The sequence below is a fragment of the Flavobacterium sp. NLM genome (assembly GCF_002210235.1).
GTDB classification, from domain to species: Bacteria; Bacteroidota; Bacteroidia; order Flavobacteriales; family Flavobacteriaceae; genus Flavobacterium; species Flavobacterium panici.
The window spans coordinates 136,318-157,618 of record NZ_LIAC01000005.1; the positions used below are offsets into that span (position 1 = coordinate 136,318).

Consider the following 21,301-nt stretch of genomic DNA (forward strand, 5'->3'; position numbering starts at 1 on the left):
GATACATTTTTTTAGCAATTTATTTCTTGCTTTTCTATAAAATTATATATAACAATTGGAAAAGGAAAACTTTTTAAAGTTTTCAAATCAATTCCGTTTTCAAGCACTTCATTAATTTTTATTTTCCAAAATTGGATATGAAGATGCTGGTGCGAAAGCTTATGTATTACGGTCGCTTCACTGCATTCTTCTATACCTAATATAGTATAGGAAGAAAACAGGTCATTTTGTGCTATTTCTGAGATAGTATTAAAACCTGCAATTTCACTGCTTTCAAAAAGAGGAAACTCATATAAGTTATGCCAGATTCCTTTTGCAGTTCTTTTTTGAATGATGGTGTTTCCTAATATATCTTCTAAAACAAGATAATTAAAGAAACGGTTTGTCACTTTTACTTTTTTAGATTTTACCGGCAGAGAATCCACTTTCTTTTTTTGCAGCCCTAAACAGCTGTCGTTAAAAACACAAACAGAACAATTCGGACTTTTAGGAACGCATTGCAGCGCACCAAACTCCATTATCGCCTGATTGAAGATTGCCGGGTTATCTTTTGGCATTAATTCATAAGCCAGTTTTGTAAATTCTTTTTTTGCTGCAGGCTGTGCAATATCTGTTTCAATATCAAAATAACGGGAAAGTACACGAAATACATTTCCGTCTACAACCGGAACGGCTTCATTATAGGAGAAAGATGCGATTGCGGCGGCAGTATATTCGCCAACGCCTTTTAAATTTAAAAGTTCTTTATATGAAGGAGGAAAACTTCCGTTTAGATCCTCTGCGACGTATTTTGCCGTTTTATGAAGATTTCTTGCCCGGGAATAATATCCAAGTCCCTGCCAAAGTTTTAAAACTTGTTCTTCGGATGCATTTGCAAGATCAAAAACTGTAGGAAATTCCGCTGTAAATGCAAAAAAGTAAGGCATTCCTTGCGCGACTCTGGTTTGCTGCAGCATAATTTCTGAGAGCCAAATTTGGTACGGATCGGCCGTTTTTCGCCATGGAAGATCACGTTTGTTTTGTAAATACCATTTTATCAGCGTGTTATGAAAATTCATCGTTAAATCCTTAAAATGCAAAAGTAAATGTTTATGTAATTAAAATTTAACGAATTAGCTTGATTAATTATTTTTTTAATTCCTATATTTGCAAACTCAAAAAAATAGTACACCATTTATAAATAAAATAGGAAAGAAAATGACGAAAGCAGATATCGTAGCGAAAATTTCAGAGAAATTAGGTCTTGAAAAAGGAGATGTTCAAGCAACAGTAGAAACTTTTATGGAAGAAGTAAAAACTTCTTTAGAAACAGGAGACAATGTTTACCTAAGAGGTTTTGGTAGTTTTATTGTAAAAACCAGAGCTGAAAAAACTGGTAGAAACATCTCAAAAAACACTACAATCAAAATTCCAGCACACAACATCCCTGCGTTTAAACCTGCAAAAGTATTTGTAGAAGGAGTTAAAACTAACAACGAAGCAAAATAATATTAATTAACATAAATCTGACACGATATGCCAAGTGGTAAAAAAAGAAAGAGACATAAGGTAGCTACTCACAAACGTAAGAAAAGAGCGAGAGCTAACCGTCACAAAAAGAAAAAGTAGTTTTAAACTACTTTTTTCTTTTTAAACGTTCATTGAAATTTGGGAAATTTCAAAAATTCCAAAGAAGAAAATCCAAAATCCAAAAATTAAGAAATCAATATTGATTTAATTGGAGTTTGGAATTTAAAAATTGAAATTTAACTTTCCCTCCCGGGTTCAATACCTGTTAAAATATTGTTTAATCCATCTGTAGATAAGATTTTAGATCTTAGATTTTAGATTTTAGATTTTTTTTAAATCTATGCTCTTCTCTCTATATTCTATTTTCTGAAAAAACAGATAAAAATTTACAGTGTGAATAAAGAATTAATCATTAGATCTAGTTCTGAAGCCGTAGATTTTGCCTTATTAAAAGATGGAAAACTAATTGAATTACACAAAGAAGAAGAGAAAAGCAACTTTCAGGTTGGTGATATTTTTATTGCCAAAATCAGAAAACCAGTTGCAGGACTTAATGCTGCTTTTGTAAATGTAGGCTTCGAAAAAGATGCCTTTTTACATTATCACGATTTAGGTCCAAACTTAGCTTCTCAGCTGAAATTCATAAAACTTGTAAGCGCAGGTAAAATAAAAGATTTCTCCCTAAAAACCTTTCAGTTTGAAAAAGAGATTGACAAAGATGGCATCATTACTGATATTTTAAGTGCCAATCAATCTGTTTTAGTTCAAGTAGTTAAAGAACCTATATCGACCAAAGGCCCAAGAATAAGTGCTGAGCTTTCTCTTGCCGGAAGATTTATCGTTCTAGTTCCTTTTTCTGATCGTGTTTCTATTTCTCAAAAAATAGAAGACAAAAAAGAAAAGGATCGTCTAAAAAAACTTGTTCTATCGATCAAACCTAAAGGATTTGGTGTTATTGTTCGTACAGTAGCCGAAGGCAAAAACGTAGCCGAATTAGAAAAAGATTTGCAGAACCTGCTTGGCAGATGGTCTGCAATGTGTAAAAAATTACCAACTGCTCATCATCCATCAAAAGTATTAGGAGAGCTTAACCGAGCTTCTTCAATATTAAGAGATGTATTTAATGATACCTTCAGCGGTATTCAAATAGATGATGAAGAGTTGTTCCACCAAACGAAGGAATATCTGCAAGAAATTGCACCTTCGAAACAATCGATTGTTAAGTTTTATCAATCAAATGACACTCCAATTTTTGAGAAATACAATATAGAGAGACAAATCAAAACTTCTTTTGGCAGAACCGTTTCTATGAGTAAAGGGGCTTACCTTATCATCGAACATACTGAAGCTCTTCACGTTATAGACGTAAACAGCGGAAACCGTTCGAATAAAGCTACCAACCAGGAAGACACCGCCATGGAAGTAAATATGATTGCCGCTGCAGAAATCGCCAGACAACTTCGTCTGAGAGATATGGGCGGAATTATCGTAGTTGATTTTATCGATATGTCTAATCCAGAAAACAGGAAAGTTTTGTTCGACTTCTTGCGAGAAGAAATGAGCGACGATAAAGCAAAGCATAAAATATTACCGCCAAGTAAATTTGGTTTAGTCCAGATTACAAGACAGCGAGTAAGACCAGAAGTTAATATAAAAACTAGAGAAGAAGATCCAAATAAAGTTAATGGTGAAATTGAAGCGCCAATATTAATAATTGACAAGATCACCTCTGACTTAGAAAGACTTTTAAAAACCCACAATAAAGTTGTGCTTAATACACATCCGTTTGTGGCTGCATACCTCAGCAAAGGTTTTCCATCATTACGTTCAAAATGGTTTTTTGAACATAAGAAATGGGTGAAAATCATACCTCGTGACGCTTACACGTACTTAGAATACCATTTCTATGATAAAAAAGGAAATGTTATTTCAGAATAAAAATCAAAACCGTCCCGATGCATCGGGGCGGTTTTTTTATGCTCTTTTTTTGCCACGAATTACACTAATTTGCACGAATTAATTTGTGTCAATTCGTGTAATTCGTGGCGGAAATTTATGTTCAAACTATATTTAAGAAATTATTTTGAATACAAAAGTGTCACCCTGAGCGAAGTCGAAGGGCGCTCCAATTGGCACGTGGGCTTCGACTTCGCTCAGCCTGACATACAATGCCTTTCATCTTTTATAAAGAAGCAAAATTTGGAATTTGGAATTTAAAAATTGGAATTTATTTTCAACATTTATTCCCTCACAATTTCTATTTTCCGTCTAATTTCATTCCCCGAAGCATCTACAACCGTAATATAATGTATTCCTGTTGTTGGCATAATTGGGAGTTCATGAAAAGTTTTTGTGGTGGCTTTATAAACATCATCAACATACCAAAAAAGCTCATTATCCCTTTCAGAATAAGCTACTTTTAAAATTACGGGCTGTACTTTACTATTAAAATCTTTAGTTAAATAAATTTTACTGTTGGCTTTTGGGTAAATAAAATCCATTGTTTTAGTTTGTGTTCCTTCGCATCCTTCTTTAAATAGCGGCAGAGGTAAATATTCTATATGCTGGCTTTTGTAATACCAAGCCATTACCGGAGGCAGTACAAACCAATTTTTTGTGACAATATTTTCAATGCTTTCACAGCTGCTGTTTACCTGAAATTGTTCTGCTTTATCTAAATGAATGGTTTTATGATATGGGCAAACCGCTGTAGATTTTCCTTTTTTAGAAACCCATTGTTTGATTTTCGGGCAATTTTCTTTTGCCAGATATCCGCTTAAGCGACAAACTTCAACTTCTTCTAAATCTTTATACGGAATATCAAACCATCTTTGTCTTGGCAGTAAATTAAAAACGTCGAATAAAATTGGCGCAGCACTTGTAACTCCGGTTAAAGTTGGTCTTCCTTCCCCGGTTGCATTTCCAACCCAAATTCCTACTACATATCTTGAATTTGTTCCAATGGCCCACGCATCACGATTTCCGAAACTTGTTCCCGTTTTCCAGGCAATTTTCAACGAACTGTCATAAAATTTCCAGGCTTCGTCTCCTTCCGGCCTGTTCACTTCTTCCATTGCGTTATACGTTAACCAAATTGATCCCGCTCCCAAAATATTCTTCTGATTGGTTTCTGATCCAAAATCAGGCTTAAAATCGTTTTTATAATTTAGCTCTGTGAATTCGTTTGTTCGGTATTTTCCGTTGTTTTTAGTATAATAATTCACCGTAGAAGAAAGATTTGCATACGTTCGGCATAAATCCCACAAATTACTTTCGGCACCGCCTAAAATAAGCGATAAACCATAATGATCCGGAGTTTTGTTTATGTCCTTTAACTTGAACTTTTGCAGTTCTTCATAAAATTTATTGACCGTAAATTCCTGAAGCATTAATACTGCCGGAATATTTAACGAACGCGACAAAGCCCGATGCGCCGGAACTGCCCCATCAAACGTAAGATTAAAATTCTGCGGTGTATAACCTGAAATCTGTGTTGGAACATCAGCCACTAAAGTATTTGGTAATAATTCGCCGTCATCAAGCATTGCACCGTACAAAAGCGGTTTCAAAATACTTCCAGTACTTCGCGGAGCATCAATAATATCAACATCTTTTTGATGATCTTTATCTGTTGGAGAATTTCCAACATAACTCATTACATTTCTGTTTTGAACATCAATTACTAAAATTGCCAGATTATGAACTTCATTCTGTTTATACTGGTTGTAATAATATCTTGCAATTTGATTTACACGATTTTGCAAGGCATGATCGATCGTAGTTTTTACTCGTGTTCCTTCTTCACTTTTTGCCACTCTTTGCAATAAATGCGGCGCAATTTGAGGCAGATCGTAAGGTTTTTGAGGCAAAGGTTCTTCTATAGAAAGTTCGTACGTCTGCTTGTCAATTATTCCTTCCTGATGCAGTTTCAGTAAAAGTCGGTTTCGTTTGTTTAGTAATTTTATCTGATTTTTTCCGGGATAAATTAACCTAGGCGCATTGGGTAAAACGGCTAAAACCGCATTTTCTGCCCACGATAATTGATTGGACTGAACACCAAAATAACGCCACGAAGCCATTTCTAATCCAACCACATTTCCTCCAAATGGCGCATGAGCAGCATACATTTCGAGAATTTCATTTTTAGAATATCCTAATTCTAATCGGGTTGCGAGAATAATTTCAACAAATTTTTCAAAATAGGTTCTGTTTTTTCCTTTTCGGGATAATCGAATAACTTGCTGTGTTAAAGTACTTCCTCCTCTTACCACTTTACCCGCTTTCCTATTTTGTTTAAAAGCATTAACCATTGCTCCCGGGTTAAATCCCGGATGTTTGTAGAAATACTCGTCTTCAAAATAAACAATACATTTTTTGAATTTATCAGGAACGCTGTCTTGTGCCGGAAAACGCCATTGTCCGTCGCGGGCAATTTTAGCTCCGAGTAATTCGCCTTCTTTACTTTCAATTACGGTTGAATACGGCTCTTTGAATAAAGTTCGGGGAAGGGAAAAATAGTAAATCAGCAAAAGCACAAATGCAATTGCTGATTTTATTTTATTTCTTTTAATCCAGTTTATGATGCGTTGGAAAAACGCTATAAGTTTATTTTTCAAGACTAATTTATTTAACCGCAAAGACGCTAGGTTATCGCAAAGTTCGCAAATTTTTTTTCTCGCAGATTTAGGAGATTCGCAGATTTTATTTTATCAGCTGGATCTGCTAAATCTGCGGGAAACTTTCTTTTACTACAAAGTTCGCAAAGTTTTTTGGCCCACAGATTACACGGATGAAACAGGTTTTCGCAGAGTAACTTAAAAAATATCTGTGGTAATCCGTTTCGTCTGTAAAATCTGTGGTCTATAAATTTACTTCACAACCTCAACCCAGAATCCTTTTGTTCTTGCCAGGAATGTATTGTCGTACATGGCTTCGCATTGTAATCCAGGTAAATAATAATTTCCTAGATACGATGCGTTTAACAGAATTCTGAAAACTTTCGTTTCTCTGGATTTCATTCCGAAGTAGAAATTAGTTCTGTCGTCACGAATATCGATATAATCGGCAATGTTATTTACTGCGTCCCCATAATCTGTGAAACGGGTATTTACAATTTCGAATCCAGAAGGCAGAATTTGCGATAAAGCTACATTTTGAACACTTTCATTTCTTTGGTTTTTAATGGTAACCTCAGCAATAAATTCTGTCCCCTGACTAATTCTTGAAACATCTATAGTACTTCCTTTTCTGTTTTTGAAAACAATACTTGCCGAAACATCACTTTGAACAGCATTTTCATGTCCGATTGGTAAAATTCCGGTATTCAATACACGAACATAAACGGTATTATTTTTAAGGTTTTTTAACGTGATGCTATTTGTTCCGCTGGCAGCAGATAAACTGCGATCTGCAATTGTTTTTTGCGTATTTATAGTTTCTCCTTTACCATTTTTGCTAAACTGGATATTGATTCCTTTTGGACCATTACTTATCGCAAATTTCGACATTGAATACAAACAGTAAGCCGTTGTCTGCGTACTCATCCATTGATTTGCCGACATTTCTTTAGCTAATTTTGTCGCCGTTGCAAATGCTTTTTGTTTTTGATCTAAAAGAAGCAGCGTTTCTAAAGCCATTGCTCGATTTCTTTCTTCTGAACCATAATAGTAATAATTATAGTTGTCTGAACCGTCAATACTCGTTTGAAGCAATAAATTCTGCCCAGCCGATTTTTGTCCGGCTAAGACATAAGCAGCGGCCAAACGAAGTTTACTTTCATTCGAAATTGATTTTGTTTCACGCAATCTGTTCATTGATGATAAATCGGCATTTCCTGCTAAAGCTAGAGTATATAATCTATAAGACTGCGCCAGATCGTTACCGTATTTCGGTTCAAAACGCCATTGTTTTGCTTCTTTTTGCTGATACGATAGCCATTTTGATTTGAAATTTATTGGCAGTACATATCCTTTTTTCTCTGCTTCAATTAAGAAATGTCCGGCGTACGAAGTTCCCCAATCGTCTGCAATTGTACCTCCTTGCCAGTAAGGTAATCCTCCGTTTGATAACTGGAAGTTTCCTAATCTCTGAATTCCGGCTGCAATATTTTTTTGGATAATATCTTTACGTTTCGCATCAATATCAGCAACATCACTTAAGAATAATTGCGGGAAAACCGACGATGTTGTCTGCTCGACACAACCATGTGGATATTGAATTAAATATTGCAGTCTTCCGTTCAAATTCATCGATGGCATTGACGAAACTTCTAATCTTGCTTTATTGCTTCCGGCAACACCAAACGTTTTCCACGAAAGTGTTTTGGTACTGTTTGGAGTTAAAACAACATCAGTAAAAGTACTCGTAACCGGATTTGGGTTTGTCATATCGATTTCAACATCGTAAGATGATTTCTCATTTCCTGATGTTGCAATAACCTGCACTTTTGCAATTCCGGTTGCAGAACCTACAACCAAATTGAAATACGCCATTTTTTCGTCTGGCTGTGCAAAACTTAGCTTTTGAACAGCACTTCCCACAACTTTCAATCCGTTGCTTGTTTTTATTTGAACAGAAACATTTTTGATTTTATTTTCAGTTGCAAAAATGGTAACCGGAATCGTTACTTTTTCGGATGGCGAAATTTTTCTCGGTAATGAAGCCAAAACCATCAGCGGACTTCTAACCGGAGTCGCTTTTTCAACACTTCCGTATGCACTTGTCGCAGCGTCGCCGGCAACAACCATTGTTCTAACAGATCCAATATATTTAGGCAGTTTTAATTGGTGTGATTTTGTTTCTCCTTTTTCTAATTTAAAAGGTCCATAATACAATACAACTGGTTTAAAACGGTTTGCTTTTTTAGCTTTTCCACCGCCCAAATCCTGATCTCCTCCAATACTGAAAATCTGGTTTATTTTTCCGCCGTAAGCGCCAATTACATCATCATAAACGTCCCATGTTTTTACCCCCAAAGCTTCACGAACATAGAAACTATCCCACGCATTTGGCGTTTTAAAACGGGTTAAATCCAGCAATCCTTCATCGACAACTGCAATTGTATACGTCATTTCTTTTCCTGATTTCTCCCCTACTTTAACCGTAAATGGCTGTTCTGGTTTTAATACATCAGGCATATTAATGGTTGGAGCCAAAATCGTGTTTTTATCTACAACCTCAATCGGGACGATTCCGTACATACGAATTGGCGAATCGTTTTTAGTCGAAGCGTGTGGCTGTAATAATGTGATATTAAAATACACATTTGGCGCCATTGCTCCCGTAATTGGAACTTCAACTTTTGTTTCTCCGTTTTTGGTTTCTGCCCAAAGTGTTTGTACAACGCGAGAACCATTTTCTATAGAAATTAATGCACGTCCGCCTTCGCTTGAAGGGAAAGATATTTGTGCTTTTTCTCCAACGGCATAATTCTTTTTATCGGTAGAAAAAACTAACATATTGGCTGTCGAAGCATCTCTGTTTCTTGTTTTTCCAGACCAAATTGGCCAGTCGATATTTACGGTTAAAGCTGTTGCATGTCCGTCGTTTGGATCTTCAACACGAATTAAATAGCGTCCCCATTCTTCATCGGTTAAAGCAAATTGAAAACTTCCACGTCCGCTGGAATCGGTATTAATTACAGTAGATTTATAAGATGTTGTCGAGTTCGATGAATTATAATTCGACAAATTATCGCTTGAAGAATCCCACCACCATCTCCAATCTACTTTGTAAATTCTTACTTCAAGATTTCGAACTGCTTTTGGTCTTCCGTTTTCATCAACCGTAACCACTTCAAAGCGATTATTCGTTCTGGTTTCAAGCATGTTATATTTGTTCAATTCAGGCGATTTTACCCCAACATAGGTTTTATATGGAGAATACGTTGTCGAAATAACATCGGTACTAAAATCACCGCCTTCTTCATACACTTTTGTAATAAACGAAGCGCGCAGCATTCCCGGCGCCTGACCTTGTAATCTTGGCTGAATATTTACCGAAGCTTTTCCGCTTTCGTTTAATTTACCTGAAAAAACATTGATTTCTTCGGTACTAAACTGACGAACCATATCATCAAAACTATATTTTTCATAGCCTTTAAAAGTTGTAGTTTGCTGCGAGAATTTTGCCTGCATTTCTACATTTAAATTCTTAGCAATTGCACCATGAAGCCACGTTACTTCCAGATTATCTGTGTTTGGATAAGATGATGAAAGTGTTTTTCTGGTAAATGTATTTTTGATTTTTAAACGATTTGGTTTAATCGTTTCTATTTTGATACTCTTATAGAATTTTGCGCCTCCAACACTTACCATCGCTTCCCAATTTCCGGTTGGTGCATCCTGATTTGTTGGAACTATAAACGCATAATGATTTAAATCGTTTGTTTTTTGAACAGTTTGATAAACGGTTTTCCCATTAGGATCGTTCAATCTTAATTTTATCGGATGCGATTTCGGAAGTTTATTCGCCACATCATTTAAAATGAAAGACAAATACAAATTATCTCCCGGACGCCACACGCCTCTTTCTCCGTAAATAAATCCTTTTAAACCTTTTTGTAAAGTCTCTCCGGCAACATCAAAATTACTGACAGATAACGAAAGTCCGTCATCCAATTTTACATACGTCGATTGATCGCCTAAAGTAACAATTGCAAAATAGGCGAATTTATCCAGCTGGAAAGATGCAATTCCTTCGCTGCTTGTTGCTTGTGTCGAAATTTTTTGCTGTTGAAAATTGTACAAATCAACTCTCGCGTTCGAAACCGGTTCTGTCGTCACAATATTATTTACAGCAAATAAATACGATTTATTCTCTCCTCTTTTAGCAATAACTCCTAAATCTGAAGCCAGAATATTAGTTGCAATTTTCGCATTATAATAATACGATCCAGAGCAAGGATCCTGACTTTCTCTCCATTCGTAATCATCGTAATAATAATCGTCGTATGAGTTTCCGCTGTAGTTTACATCATTTTCGTCAACTTCTTCTTCCTCTGTTTCATCCTGATCTCCATCTGATGTTTCACATTTATAAAGCGCGTATTTCTTTTTATATTCAAACTCAACTCTATAAATCGCTCCCGGTTCTGGTTTTATAATTTTCGATAAATCTAAAGCATACGTATTCCATTTCGTTAAATTTACGAGTGTGCTTTCTCTTAAATTGAGTGTGGTTTTTGCAATAGGCTGCGCTACTTTTTTGAGGTTTTGCGCACCATTTAATTCGTTATATTGAAGAAACTGCAAAATATTGTTTTTGTAAATTTTATAAACCTTTACATCAACGGCACTTAAATTTACGGCTTCGAAATTCAGTTTTAAATTGTTTGAACTTGGCAGAATTGTTCCGTTTTTAACGAAACGCACGCTTGGTTTAATCTGATCAAAAGAGATTTTTTCAGAATAGTTCGCTTCCATTTTTTTGCCATACTGGCTTTCAATTCCTTGGAAAACTTCCAAAAGCAATTCTCCAGTAATCACTTGTTCCGGTTCTTCATCGGGAACAACTTCGACTATATCTTCTACCGGAGCTTCTACAACGGCAGCGGCAGAATCTACAGCTACGGCAGCAGAATCAACGGTAACTTCAGCCGTTTCTTCCTCAACAACAACTGGTGCTGGTTCTTCTTTTTTAGGAGCGTTTTGGTTTGTAAAATATACTTTTAGTAAATTCCCTTGTGTAGAAAATTTTAAGTTATTGGTGTTCTGAATCGAAACCAATCCGGCAAAATCCTGTCCTTTTTCTAAAGGTTCAGAAAAATTAATTGAAACCGATTGATTACTTCCATCGGGAACTTCAACTTTTATAATTTTAAATTCGTTTATGCTTGTAATTGGGAAATCGATTTGTCCTTTTTGATCAATATCAAAATCATTTCCGTCATATATAATTTCCAGATTTGAAGCTTCAGAAAAACGCTGAATACTGTCAATTATAAAACGAAATTCTTTGGCAGGACCTGTCGTTTTCTCAAATTTAATTTTAAGATTGTTTCCTTTTTGTTTGGCTTCAACCAATTTTTGAGCCGTTTCAAGATCAATTTTATCTGCTGTTTTTAAAACGCAGTTTAAATATTGATATTCTTTACTGTACGACTGAATATCGCCGGTATTTATGGTAAAATCCTGTTTAACTGTTTTAACTGTAAAGTTGAATTTAGAAAGGTCTTTTTCTTTTTCTTTCGGAATTGCTGTCAGTTTATCTAAGTTCAAAGTAACCTGATATTCTGTTCCCGGATTTAATTTTTTCTCAGGAATAAAAGCAATTGTATTGGTAGAAAGTGCTACCACTTTTCCGTGAACGTTTGGTGAAATATCAAACAAATCGTCGTCTAATTCCTGATTGGGTTTCCAATCATTTTTATCGAAAGCCAAAACAACCCGAATATCAGAATCGGAAGAAACGATTCCGCTGGTAAAGCTGGTTATGTACTCTTTGAATAATGCAAAATCGGAGTTGAAATCTGCAGCCGATTTTCTGCCGCAGGATTGAAAAATAAAAAACACAAAAAATACGAGAACTAAACCTTTTGCTTTCACTTTTATTTAGAGTTAATTGGTTAACAAGTTAGTAATTTAACACGGTCTGCTGTTTAAAGTCTTAACAGCAAAACGCAAATTAAATTACAATAAAAGTAAAGTATTTTTTGATTCTTTAAGAAGAAAATTCTTTAGCAATAATTATTTAACTTTTGTTGAAGTTTAATCTATTATTTACGCCTTTCCAGAAAAAAACGCTTCATTAAATCTGCGGCTTCATTGGCCATTATGCCAGAAACTACAGTTGTTTTCGGATGAAGTTTTGTTCCCATAGTTATAAAACCTCGTTGTTCGTCGCGCGCACCAAAAACGATTTTTGAAATCTGGCTCCAGTACAAAGCACCAGCACACATTTGACAAGGTTCAAGCGTTACATAAAGTGTGCAGTCTTTTAAATATTTTCCTCCAAGGAAATTGGCTGCTGCGGTTATAGACTGCATTTCAGCATGAGCTGTAACATCATTTAATAATTCAGTCAAATTATGGCTTCTTGCAATTACTTTGTCAGCCACAACAATTACTGCTCCAACAGGAATTTCGCCTTTTGCAAAAGCTTCTTCCGCTTCCTGCAAGGCTTTTTTCATGAAATATTCGTCGGTGAAAGGGTTTATCATAATGCAAAAATAGGATTTTAGAACTTATTTTTCTCTTGTTTATAAAGAGAAAGCATAAGTGAAATTTTTAGAAATTCTAATCATATTTCTAAAGCATTAAAAAATAATCGCCTCAAAAATACCGTTTTTTTGAGGCGATTAATCTAATTAATTGTCTCATTTGACAAAATGATATCAGATAATGCTTAACTATATATTTTTTATTACATTTAAATCGTGATATTAGAATATGGAAAGAAATTATAAAATAACTGCTCAAATATATTATTACAGATTATTTTTAACCACGATAATTACAGTTATCGTAACAATTCTATTCAGCTGTCAAAATAAAGAAGATAAAACCCTGAAAGTTAAAAATGTTCAGGCTGTAAAAGACACCATTAAAAAAAAGCAAATAGTTTCTAAGGAAATTTCAATAGATAATAATAACACCGACCACACTATTGTTCCAACAGCATCTAAAATTAATCACGCCGAACTTAAAAATACAACACCAATAACTGAAAAAGAAATTACGGACAACAAAACCTCAAAGTCCGATAAGGCAAAAAAAGAAGAACCATCGTTACCTGCAAAAGCTCCTTCAAATTCAAACGCTGAATTCCCAGGTGGAATTGATCAATTTCATAGCTTTTTTATGAAAGAATACAAAAAGCCAGAAAACGTAAATTATTGGAAACTCAATTTCACACTTGCATTTGCAGTCGAAAAAAATGGCTCTGTATCTTTTCTTGAATGCTCCCCAGCAGTTGAAGAACCTTTGCAAAAAGAAATTATAAGAGTTTTAAGTTTATGTCCGAAATGGCAGCCCGGTGAATCGAACGGAAAAAAAATCAAGATGCAATATTCTGTACCAATTTTATTGAAATAGCGCTCAGCGAAAAAATTAAATTTAAAACCGTAAATTTGCTTTTTACCTTACAATGAAAAGCAATTTACTTTCGAAAATATACAATCCTGCCGATTTACGTCTTTTAAAAGAAGAGCAGCTTACTCAGGTTGCTCAGGAATTACGTCAGTTTATTATTGATGTGGTTTCTGTAAAAGAAGGGCATTTGGGTGCCAGTTTAGGTGTAATCGAACTGACAATTGCTTTGCATTATGTTTTTAATACGCCCGAAGATTTATTGGTTTGGGATGTCGGACATCAGGCTTACGGACATAAAATTTTAACCGAAAGAAGAGAAATTTTCCATACTAACAGACAAATTGGAGGAATTTCGGGTTTCCCAAAAAGAGCTGAAAGTATTTATGATACTTTTGGCGTTGGACATTCTTCTACTTCTATTTCTGCAGCGCTCGGAATGGCGATTGCTTCTAAACTAAAAGGCGATTTCGACAAACAGCATATTGCGGTTATCGGCGATGCTTCTATCGCAAGCGGAATGGCTTTTGAAGGCTTAAACCATGCCGGAGTTACCGATGCTAATATTCTTGTAATTTTAAACGACAACGCGATTGGGATTGATCCAAGTGTTGGTGCTTTAAAAAAATATCTCACTGCGGTTAAAAACGGAAAAAATCCGAAACAGAATAACATTATCAAATCTTTGAATTTTGATTATTCCGGTCCAATCGACGGACATGATTTTCCAACTTTAATCAAAGAATTAAATAGATTAAAAAAGATAAAAGGCCCAAAGTTTCTTCATATTGTAACTACTAAAGGAAAAGGTTTACAGCAAGCTGAGGAGAATCAGGTAAAATATCATGCACCCGGAAAATTTGATGCTTCGACTGGAGAAATTCATTTAAAATCAGAAGAAAATCTTCCTCCAAAATATCAGGATGTTTTTGGTTTAACTATTTTAGATTTAGCCAAAAAGAATGAAAAAATAATCGGAATCACGCCCGCAATGCCATCAGGAAGTTCTTTAAAATTTATGATGGATGAATTGCCGGAACGTGCTTTTGATGTGGGAATTGCAGAACAGCATGCCGTAACTCTTGCTGCGGGAATGGCAACTCAGGGAATGATGGTGTATTGCAATATTTATTCGACTTTTTTACAACGCGCTTACGATCAGGTTATCCATGATGTGGCTTTGCAAAATTTACCCGTTATTTTTTGTTTGGACAGAGCTGGTTTAGTTGGCGAAGACGGCGCCACGCATCACGGTGTTTTTGACATTGCTTATCTGCGTTCTATCCCAAACATGATTATTTATGCGCCAATTAATGAAATTGCGCTGCAAAACATTTTATATACGGCTCAATTAGGTTTATTAAATCATCCCATTGCGATTCGATATCCAAGAGGACGCGGTGTCTTACAAAACTGGGAAGTAGAAAATTTCGGACATTACGAAAAAATTAATATTGGAGAAGGAAACTGCTTAAAAAACGGTACAAAAACAGCTATTTTATCTACAGGGGCAATTGGAAATAATGTAATCGAAGCTATAAATCAATGTTCGAATTCTGATGATCTGGCACATTATGATTTTTCTTTTATTAAACCACTAGATATCAATCAATTAAATTCTATTTTTTCATCTTTTCAAAATATAATTACAATTGAAGACGGAGTAAAAAAAGGCGGATTTGGAAGTGCTGTTTTGGAATTTGCTGCCACAAATAACTTCAAAAATGATATTAAAATTTTGGGTATTCCAGACGAGTTTATTGAGCATGGAAGCGTGTTGCAGCTACAACAATTGTGTGAAATTGACGTTAAATCTTTAATAAATCTTTTTTCAAACGGTGTAAAATAATTATTTTGCAACACCAAAAATACAAAAATAAGCCTAATGAAATTATTACGTTCTACCCTTTTGCTTCTGTTGCTTCTCTGTTCTTCAAAAAACTTTGCGCAGCTTATACAAACGACTTTAGATCCAAATCAAGTACCTAAACTGCCTTCAAACTGGACTAAAAAAAATCAAGTGGGTTTTGATATTTCAGAGATCGCTTTTGTGAATTGGAGTGCCGGGGGAACAAGTTCTATTTCTGGTTTATTTAAGGGTGAATTTGGACGAACTTTTGTAAAAGGAAATCATAAGTGGGTTAACGAACTTATTGTTAAGTATGGTTTAAACAAACAAGACGGGACTGAACTTAGAAAAACAGACGATGCTGTTTTATTAAACTCAACATACGGATTTAGAAAAGATACGGTTTCAAACTGGTATTATTCTGCTAAATTTAACTTCAATACACAATTTACAGACGGTTACAATTATCCAAACCGGGATATTGCAATTTCCAGACCTTTTGCCCCAGCTTATATATTTCTGGGAGCGGGAGCTGAGAATTCAGACAAAAAGAAAAACAGAACTTTTTACTTCTCTCCTATTACGTTAAAAACTACTTTGGTATTAGATCAATACCTGGCAAATCAAGGTTCTTTTGGTGTGAAAAAAGCAGTTTATGCACCAGATCCTTTAGATCCTAATAATCAAATTTTAATTGAGGAAGGACAAAAAGTAAAGGCAGAGTTTGGTATTCTTTTTACGGCATACATGAAAAGCGAAATCTTTAAAAACATTTTTTACGAAAACAGATTAAGTTTATATACGGACTATTTAAACAGATTTGGAAATGTCGATGTCGATTACGATACGCGTTTAGATCTTGTTGTAAACGCTTATGTGAAAGCAAATATTGGTATTCATTTAGTTTATGATGACGATATTAAAACTAAAAAAGATGTTGTTGATCCTGTAACCGGAAGTACTTCTCAGGTTAACGACGGACCAAGAGCGCAATTACGTCAAGTCCTTGGTGTTGGTTTAGTTTATGCTTTTCAATAAATAAAAATTCATTTTATAAAAAAAAGTGCCTGTAAATATTTACAGGCACTTTTTTATACTATAATTTGAACATTAATTCTTTTTTCTTCCCTGAATCATTTCGTATAATTCTAACGCATTTCCATCTGTTAAAAGAGAAACGTAATGACAAATATGAAGCAGACGTTCATATAAATTACCTTTCTCTAAATTATGTTTTTCCGGCAGCATTTTCAGGATTAATTTATCATAATTTGATGCTGTCCCTTCGTATTTGTTATTGAATGCAGTAATAAACTTATCAAGCAGAGTCTGAATGATTTGATAACCAACAATTTCTTTTTCGATAACTTCACGGCTTTGATAGATTTTTTCAACGCTTAAGTTGATAATATCATTCATCTGTGCTTTGTATTTACTTTTGTCTGTTAAAGCAAAAGGGAAATTTCCGGCCAGAATTGCTTCTTCATTTTCAACAAAAACATCGACGGCGTCGTTAATTAAGGCTCCAATTGCTAAGGCACGCAAATAACTAATTCTGTCTTCTTTTGTTTCTAATAATTTATATTTAGCAACCCCAATATTGTCTTTTACCAATTTAATTAAATATTCTAAAGCATAATCTTCAGAAACTAAACCAAGATTGATTCCGTCTTCAAAATCGATAATCGTGTAGCAAATATCATCTGCTGCTTCAACTAAATAAGCTAAAGGATGTCTTTCAAAACCAATATCTCCATCTTCTTTATTTGGGATCATTCCCATATCTTCGGCCACTTCTTCAAAAAAAGCTTTATCAGACTGGAAGAAACCGTATTTTTTATCAGAAATATTATTGGTTGGTTTTTTCGGAAGACTTTCTTTAGGATATTTCATAAAAGCGCCTAATGTTGCATATGAAATTCTAAGTCCGCCTTCAATTCCCGGACGGCTTGCCGTTAGTACCGAAAATCCATTGGCATTTCCTTCAAAATCAATTAAATCCTGCCATTGTTTTGCTGTTAATTTATCTTTGTATTTTAATCCTTTTCCGGTAGAGAAATATTCGCCAATTGCTTTTTCTCCCGAATGTCCAAAAGGCGGATTCCCGATATCATGCGCTAATGAAGCAGCGGCTACAATTGCCCCAAAATCATTCATATGATAACCGTGAATTTCTTTTAAATAAGGATATTTTTCGATGATTTTTTTACCTACCAAACGTCCTAAAGATCTTCCCACAACAGAAACTTCTAAACTGTGCGTTAATCTGGTATGCACGAAATCTGTTTTAGAAAGCGGAATTACCTGGGTTTTATCCTGCAGAGAACGAAATGCAGCCGAGAAAATAATTCGGTCATAATCGACTTCAAAACCTAATCGTGTATCATCTTGTTCTACACGTAATCTTTTGCTTGTATCTCCCTGACGTTTTAATGATAAAAGTTGTTCCCAGTTCATTGTTCTATTTTAGATTGTAGATTATTGATTTTAGATTGAGGATCTAAACGTCAAAAATACATTTTATTTTAGGATAATATTAAATAAAAATAGGCTGTAGATTAATTTGAATTAAAAGATTAAATATTTTGTTTGCCACGAATTTCACGAATTTTCACGAATTAATTTATACACAATGATTTGTGAAAATTCGTGAAATTCGTGGCAAAAAACCTAACCATCAATCCTAAAAAATCATTATAATCTGTGCAATCTGTGACAAAAAAAAAGATTAAAACTCTAATGCGGTACTGTGTTTTATTTCTCCCATTACAAAAATACTGTTCGTATTTCCGATGTTTTCTATCGTTGACAATTTATTCATTACAAAATCTTGATAACTAGCCATATCCTGGACGAGAATTTTTAGCATAAAATCGTAATCGCCCGCAATATTATAACATTCTATAATTTCAGGAAGTGCTACGATATCTTTTACAAAATTACTTCCCACGTTTTTAGCGTGTTCTTTTAAACGGACATTGCAAAAAACTGTCATACCGCGGTTCATTTTCTTTCTATCAAGTAATGCCACATACTTTGTTATAAATCCGTCCCTTTCTAACCTTTTTATACGCTCATAAACAGGCGTTACAGTAAGAAATAATTTACTGGCGAGGTCTTTTGTGTTGATATTTGAGTTTTCCTGAAGGTGTTTCAGGATAAGTAAATCGGTTTTATCCAGGTTTTCCATAGTTTTTTTTACGGCTAAAGGTTCGTTTGAAAGATATTTACAGTAATAAAATCTTTTTAAAATCATTTTTAAAATACATTTTACTGAAATAAGTATCAAATATAAGTTATAAAATCTAATACAATAAATTTGTTCAGTAAAAAATACTGAAATCAAAATGAAAACAAATAATTTAGGTTATCCAAGAATCGGGAGCAACAGAGAATTAAAAAAAGCCAGTGAATTGTATTGGGCAGGAAAAATTTCGGCAGATGAACTTATCGATGCCGGAAAAGAAATTCGTATCAAAAACTGGCATTTACAATCACAAGCCGGAGTTGATTTGATTCCGTCAAATGACTTTTCTTTTTATGATCAGGTTTTGGATTTGACTTTGACAGTTGGTGCAATTCCGCAGCGTTACCACGAATTTGCAAGAAAAAATTCATCTCTGGATTTGTATTTTGCAATGGCAAGAGGCGCGCAAAAAGAAGGTCAGGATGTTGTAGCAATGGAAATGACAAAATGGTTCGACACAAACTATCATTATATTGTTCCTGAATTTACAAAGACCCAAAAATTTGAATTGTTTTCAGAAAAAATAATCAATGAATTTAAAGAAGCAAATGCTTTAGGAATTGCAACAAAACCAGTTTTAATTGGGCCAATTTCGTATTTACTTTTAGGAAAAGAAAAGGAAGAAGGTTTTAACCGAATTGATCTTATTGATGCTTTATTGCCAGTTTACTTCGAAATTTTCGAAAAATTACAAGCAGAAAATGCAGAATATATTCAGCTTGACGAACCTTTTTTAGCTTTAAATTTAACTGATAAAGAAAGAAATACATTTACACAGGTTTATAACGAAATCAATATTCGTTTCCCAAAACTTAAAATTATTTTAGCTAATTATTTTGACTGTTTTGGAGGAAATCTGGAAACAGCTTTGGCTCTTCCGGTTGATACTTTCCATTTAGATTTAGTTCGATGTCCGCTTCAGTTAGATGATATTTTAGAATCCGGAAAACTGGCTTCAAACGTAAATCTTTCTTTGGGAGTTGTTGACGGTAGAAATATCTGGAAAAATGATTTCAAAAAATCTTTAGAATTAATCAAAAAAGCAACTGATGTTTTAGGTAAAGACAGAATTTTAGTTGGGCCTTCTTGCTCATTAATCCACAGTCCTTGCGATTTAGATTTAGAGACAAACGATCAGACTCTAACTCCTGAAATCAAACAATGGCTTGCTTTTGCGAAGCAGAAAATCAACGAAATTGTACTTTTAAAACAAATTGCTTCAGGCGAAGTTGACGTTAAAACTTCTGTTGATTACGAAAGAAATGTAATCGCAAATGAAAACCGTAAGACTTCAAAATTAATTCATAATAACGAAGTTAAAGCACGTGTTGCCGGAATCACTGCTTCTGATGACAAACGCAAAAGTGCTTTTGCAGCGAGAAGAAAAAGCCAGATTGAAGCTTTAAATCTTCCGTTATTCCCAACCACAACAATTGGTTCATTCCCTCAAACGGCTGAAGTAAGAAGCTGGAGAGCAAAATTCAAAAAAGGCGAATTAACTACGGAACAATACAATGATTTAATCGAAAAAGAAACCGAAGCTACGATTCGTTTTCAGGAAGAAACCGGAATTGATGTTTTGGTTCACGGAGAATTTGAACGTAATGATATGGTGGAATATTTCGGGGAACAATTGGCCGGATTTACTTTTACCAAAAATGGCTGGGTTCAAAGTTACGGAAGCCGATGTGTAAAACCTCCGGTTATTTACGGTGACGTTTCAAGACCAAACCCAATGACAGTAAAATGGTCAAAATATGCGCAGTCTTTAACGCCAAAATGGGTAAAAGGAATGCTTACAGGGCCTGTAACAATTTTGCAATGGTCGTTTGTTCGTAACGATCAGCCTCGTTCTGAAACTTGTACGCAAATCGCTTTGGCAATTCGTGACGAAGTTGTGGATTTAGAAAAAGCGGGAATCAAAATTATTCAAATTGACGAGCCTGCAATTCGTGAAGGTTTACCTTTAAGAAAAGAAGAATGGGCGAAATATTTAGACTGGGCTGTAAAAGCTTTCCGTATTTCTGCAAGCGGTGTAAATGATGATACGCAAATTCATACACACATGTGTTACAGCGAATTCAACGACATTATTCAAAACATTGCCGATATGGATGCCGATGTTATTACAATTGAATGTTCTCGTTCGCAAATGGAGCTTTTAGATGCTTTTGCCAACTTTAAATATCCAAACGAAATTGGACCCGGCGTTTATGATATTCACTCACCGCGTGTGCCTTCGAGTGCAGAAATGGTTCGTTTGTTAGAAAAAGCTTCGGCTGTAATTCCGGTCGATCAATTATGGGTAAATCCTGATTGTGGTTTAAAAACCCGTCATTGGGATGAAACCAAAAAAGCTTTAATCGAAATGGTTGCAGCGGCTCAGGAAATGCGCGCTGCGGTTGAAAGTCCTGTAAATTAATAGTTCTTTTTAGATATATTTTTGTTTTTTAGTGTCAGCTTAGTGAAGTCGGGAATTAGTTATGATTTAGTTTCGACTTCACTTTTGCGGGCATTATTTTTTTTAAGCAGAAGACTTTTTGTTTTCAAAAAATCTTAGCGAACAATACGCTATCTTAATACAAAATGTTTTATTCGATATTCGTTGCGTAGACGCACTGCAGTGCGTCTCTACAGAACAAAATACGTGTATGATTATCAAAGAAAAAT

General features: G+C 34.8%; 12 protein-coding genes. 6 read left to right on the top strand and 6 right to left on the bottom strand.

All coding sequences use genetic code 11. From position 1 onward, the window contains the following. Window positions 1-11 precede the first annotated feature (11 nt). The gene (gene mutY, locus APR43_RS07715; RefSeq protein ID WP_053470126.1) at window positions 12-1,058 is read right to left on the bottom strand and encodes an A/G-specific adenine glycosylase; all 1,047 of its coding nucleotides are present in this window, start codon (window positions 1,056-1,058) and stop codon (window positions 12-14) included. 139 nt (window positions 1,059-1,197) lie between these two features. Between mutY and APR43_RS07720 the strand changes: the two genes are divergently transcribed. Both APR43_RS07720 and APR43_RS07725 read left to right on the top strand, forming a co-directional pair. Beyond that, window positions 1,198-1,488, top strand: a complete 291-nt coding sequence (locus tag APR43_RS07720) for an HU family DNA-binding protein (protein WP_007805026.1) — start codon at window positions 1,198-1,200, stop codon at window positions 1,486-1,488. A 414-nt stretch (window positions 1,489-1,902) separates the two neighbouring features. Next, window positions 1,903-3,447, top strand: coding sequence for a ribonuclease E/G (locus APR43_RS07725; RefSeq protein WP_053470125.1), 1,545 nt, complete (start codon window positions 1,903-1,905; stop codon window positions 3,445-3,447). A gap of 302 nt (window positions 3,448-3,749) precedes the next feature. On the opposite strand, the gene pbpC is transcribed toward APR43_RS07725, so the two are convergent. From pbpC to APR43_RS07745, 3 genes are all read right to left on the bottom strand, one after another. Continuing rightward, complete coding sequence (gene pbpC / locus APR43_RS07730) at window positions 3,750-6,125, bottom strand: penicillin-binding protein 1C (RefSeq protein ID WP_053470124.1); 2,376 nt, start codon at window positions 6,123-6,125, stop codon at window positions 3,750-3,752. Window positions 6,126-6,377: 252 nt separating this feature from the next. Continuing rightward, complete coding sequence (locus tag APR43_RS07740; RefSeq protein WP_053470122.1) at window positions 6,378-12,053, bottom strand: alpha-2-macroglobulin family protein; 5,676 nt, start codon at window positions 12,051-12,053, stop codon at window positions 6,378-6,380. A gap of 170 nt (window positions 12,054-12,223) precedes the next feature. Continuing rightward, entirely contained in the window at window positions 12,224-12,667 is a 444-nt protein-coding gene (locus APR43_RS07745; RefSeq protein ID WP_053470121.1) for a nucleoside deaminase, read from the bottom strand. Window positions 12,668-12,896: 229 nt separating this feature from the next. Between APR43_RS07745 and APR43_RS07750 the strand changes: the two genes are divergently transcribed. The 3 genes from APR43_RS07750 to APR43_RS07760 are packed head-to-tail and all read left to right on the top strand — an operon-like array spanning window position 12,897 to window position 16,422. Then, window positions 12,897-13,541 carry a hypothetical protein gene (locus APR43_RS07750; protein WP_053470120.1) on the top strand — a complete coding sequence of 215 codons (645 nt, stop codon included), beginning with the start codon at window positions 12,897-12,899 and terminating at the stop codon, window positions 13,539-13,541. A 52-nt stretch (window positions 13,542-13,593) separates the two neighbouring features. Next, entirely contained in the window at window positions 13,594-15,384 is a 1,791-nt protein-coding gene (locus APR43_RS07755; protein ID WP_053470119.1) for a 1-deoxy-D-xylulose-5-phosphate synthase, read from the top strand. Between the two features lie 36 nt (window positions 15,385-15,420). Continuing rightward, window positions 15,421-16,422 (top strand): DUF3078 domain-containing protein, encoded by a 1,002-nt coding sequence (locus APR43_RS07760; protein WP_053470118.1) that lies wholly within the window; start codon window positions 15,421-15,423, stop codon window positions 16,420-16,422. A gap of 72 nt (window positions 16,423-16,494) precedes the next feature. Here the strand turns inward: APR43_RS07760 and APR43_RS07765 are convergent, their stop codons facing one another. Both APR43_RS07765 and APR43_RS07770 read right to left on the bottom strand, forming a co-directional pair. Further along, window positions 16,495-17,841, bottom strand: coding sequence for a deoxyguanosinetriphosphate triphosphohydrolase (locus APR43_RS07765; protein ID WP_053470117.1), 1,347 nt, complete (start codon window positions 17,839-17,841; stop codon window positions 16,495-16,497). Window positions 17,842-18,112: 271 nt separating this feature from the next. Continuing rightward, window positions 18,113-18,574, bottom strand: coding sequence for an Lrp/AsnC family transcriptional regulator (locus tag APR43_RS07770; protein WP_029271860.1), 462 nt, complete (start codon window positions 18,572-18,574; stop codon window positions 18,113-18,115). Between the two features lie 157 nt (window positions 18,575-18,731). Here APR43_RS07770 and metE point away from each other — a divergent pair, with 157 nt between their 5' ends. Continuing rightward, window positions 18,732-21,053 (top strand): 5-methyltetrahydropteroyltriglutamate--homocysteine S-methyltransferase, encoded by a 2,322-nt coding sequence (gene metE / locus APR43_RS07775; protein ID WP_053470116.1) that lies wholly within the window; start codon window positions 18,732-18,734, stop codon window positions 21,051-21,053. The last annotated feature ends 248 nt before the right edge of the window (window positions 21,054-21,301 follow it).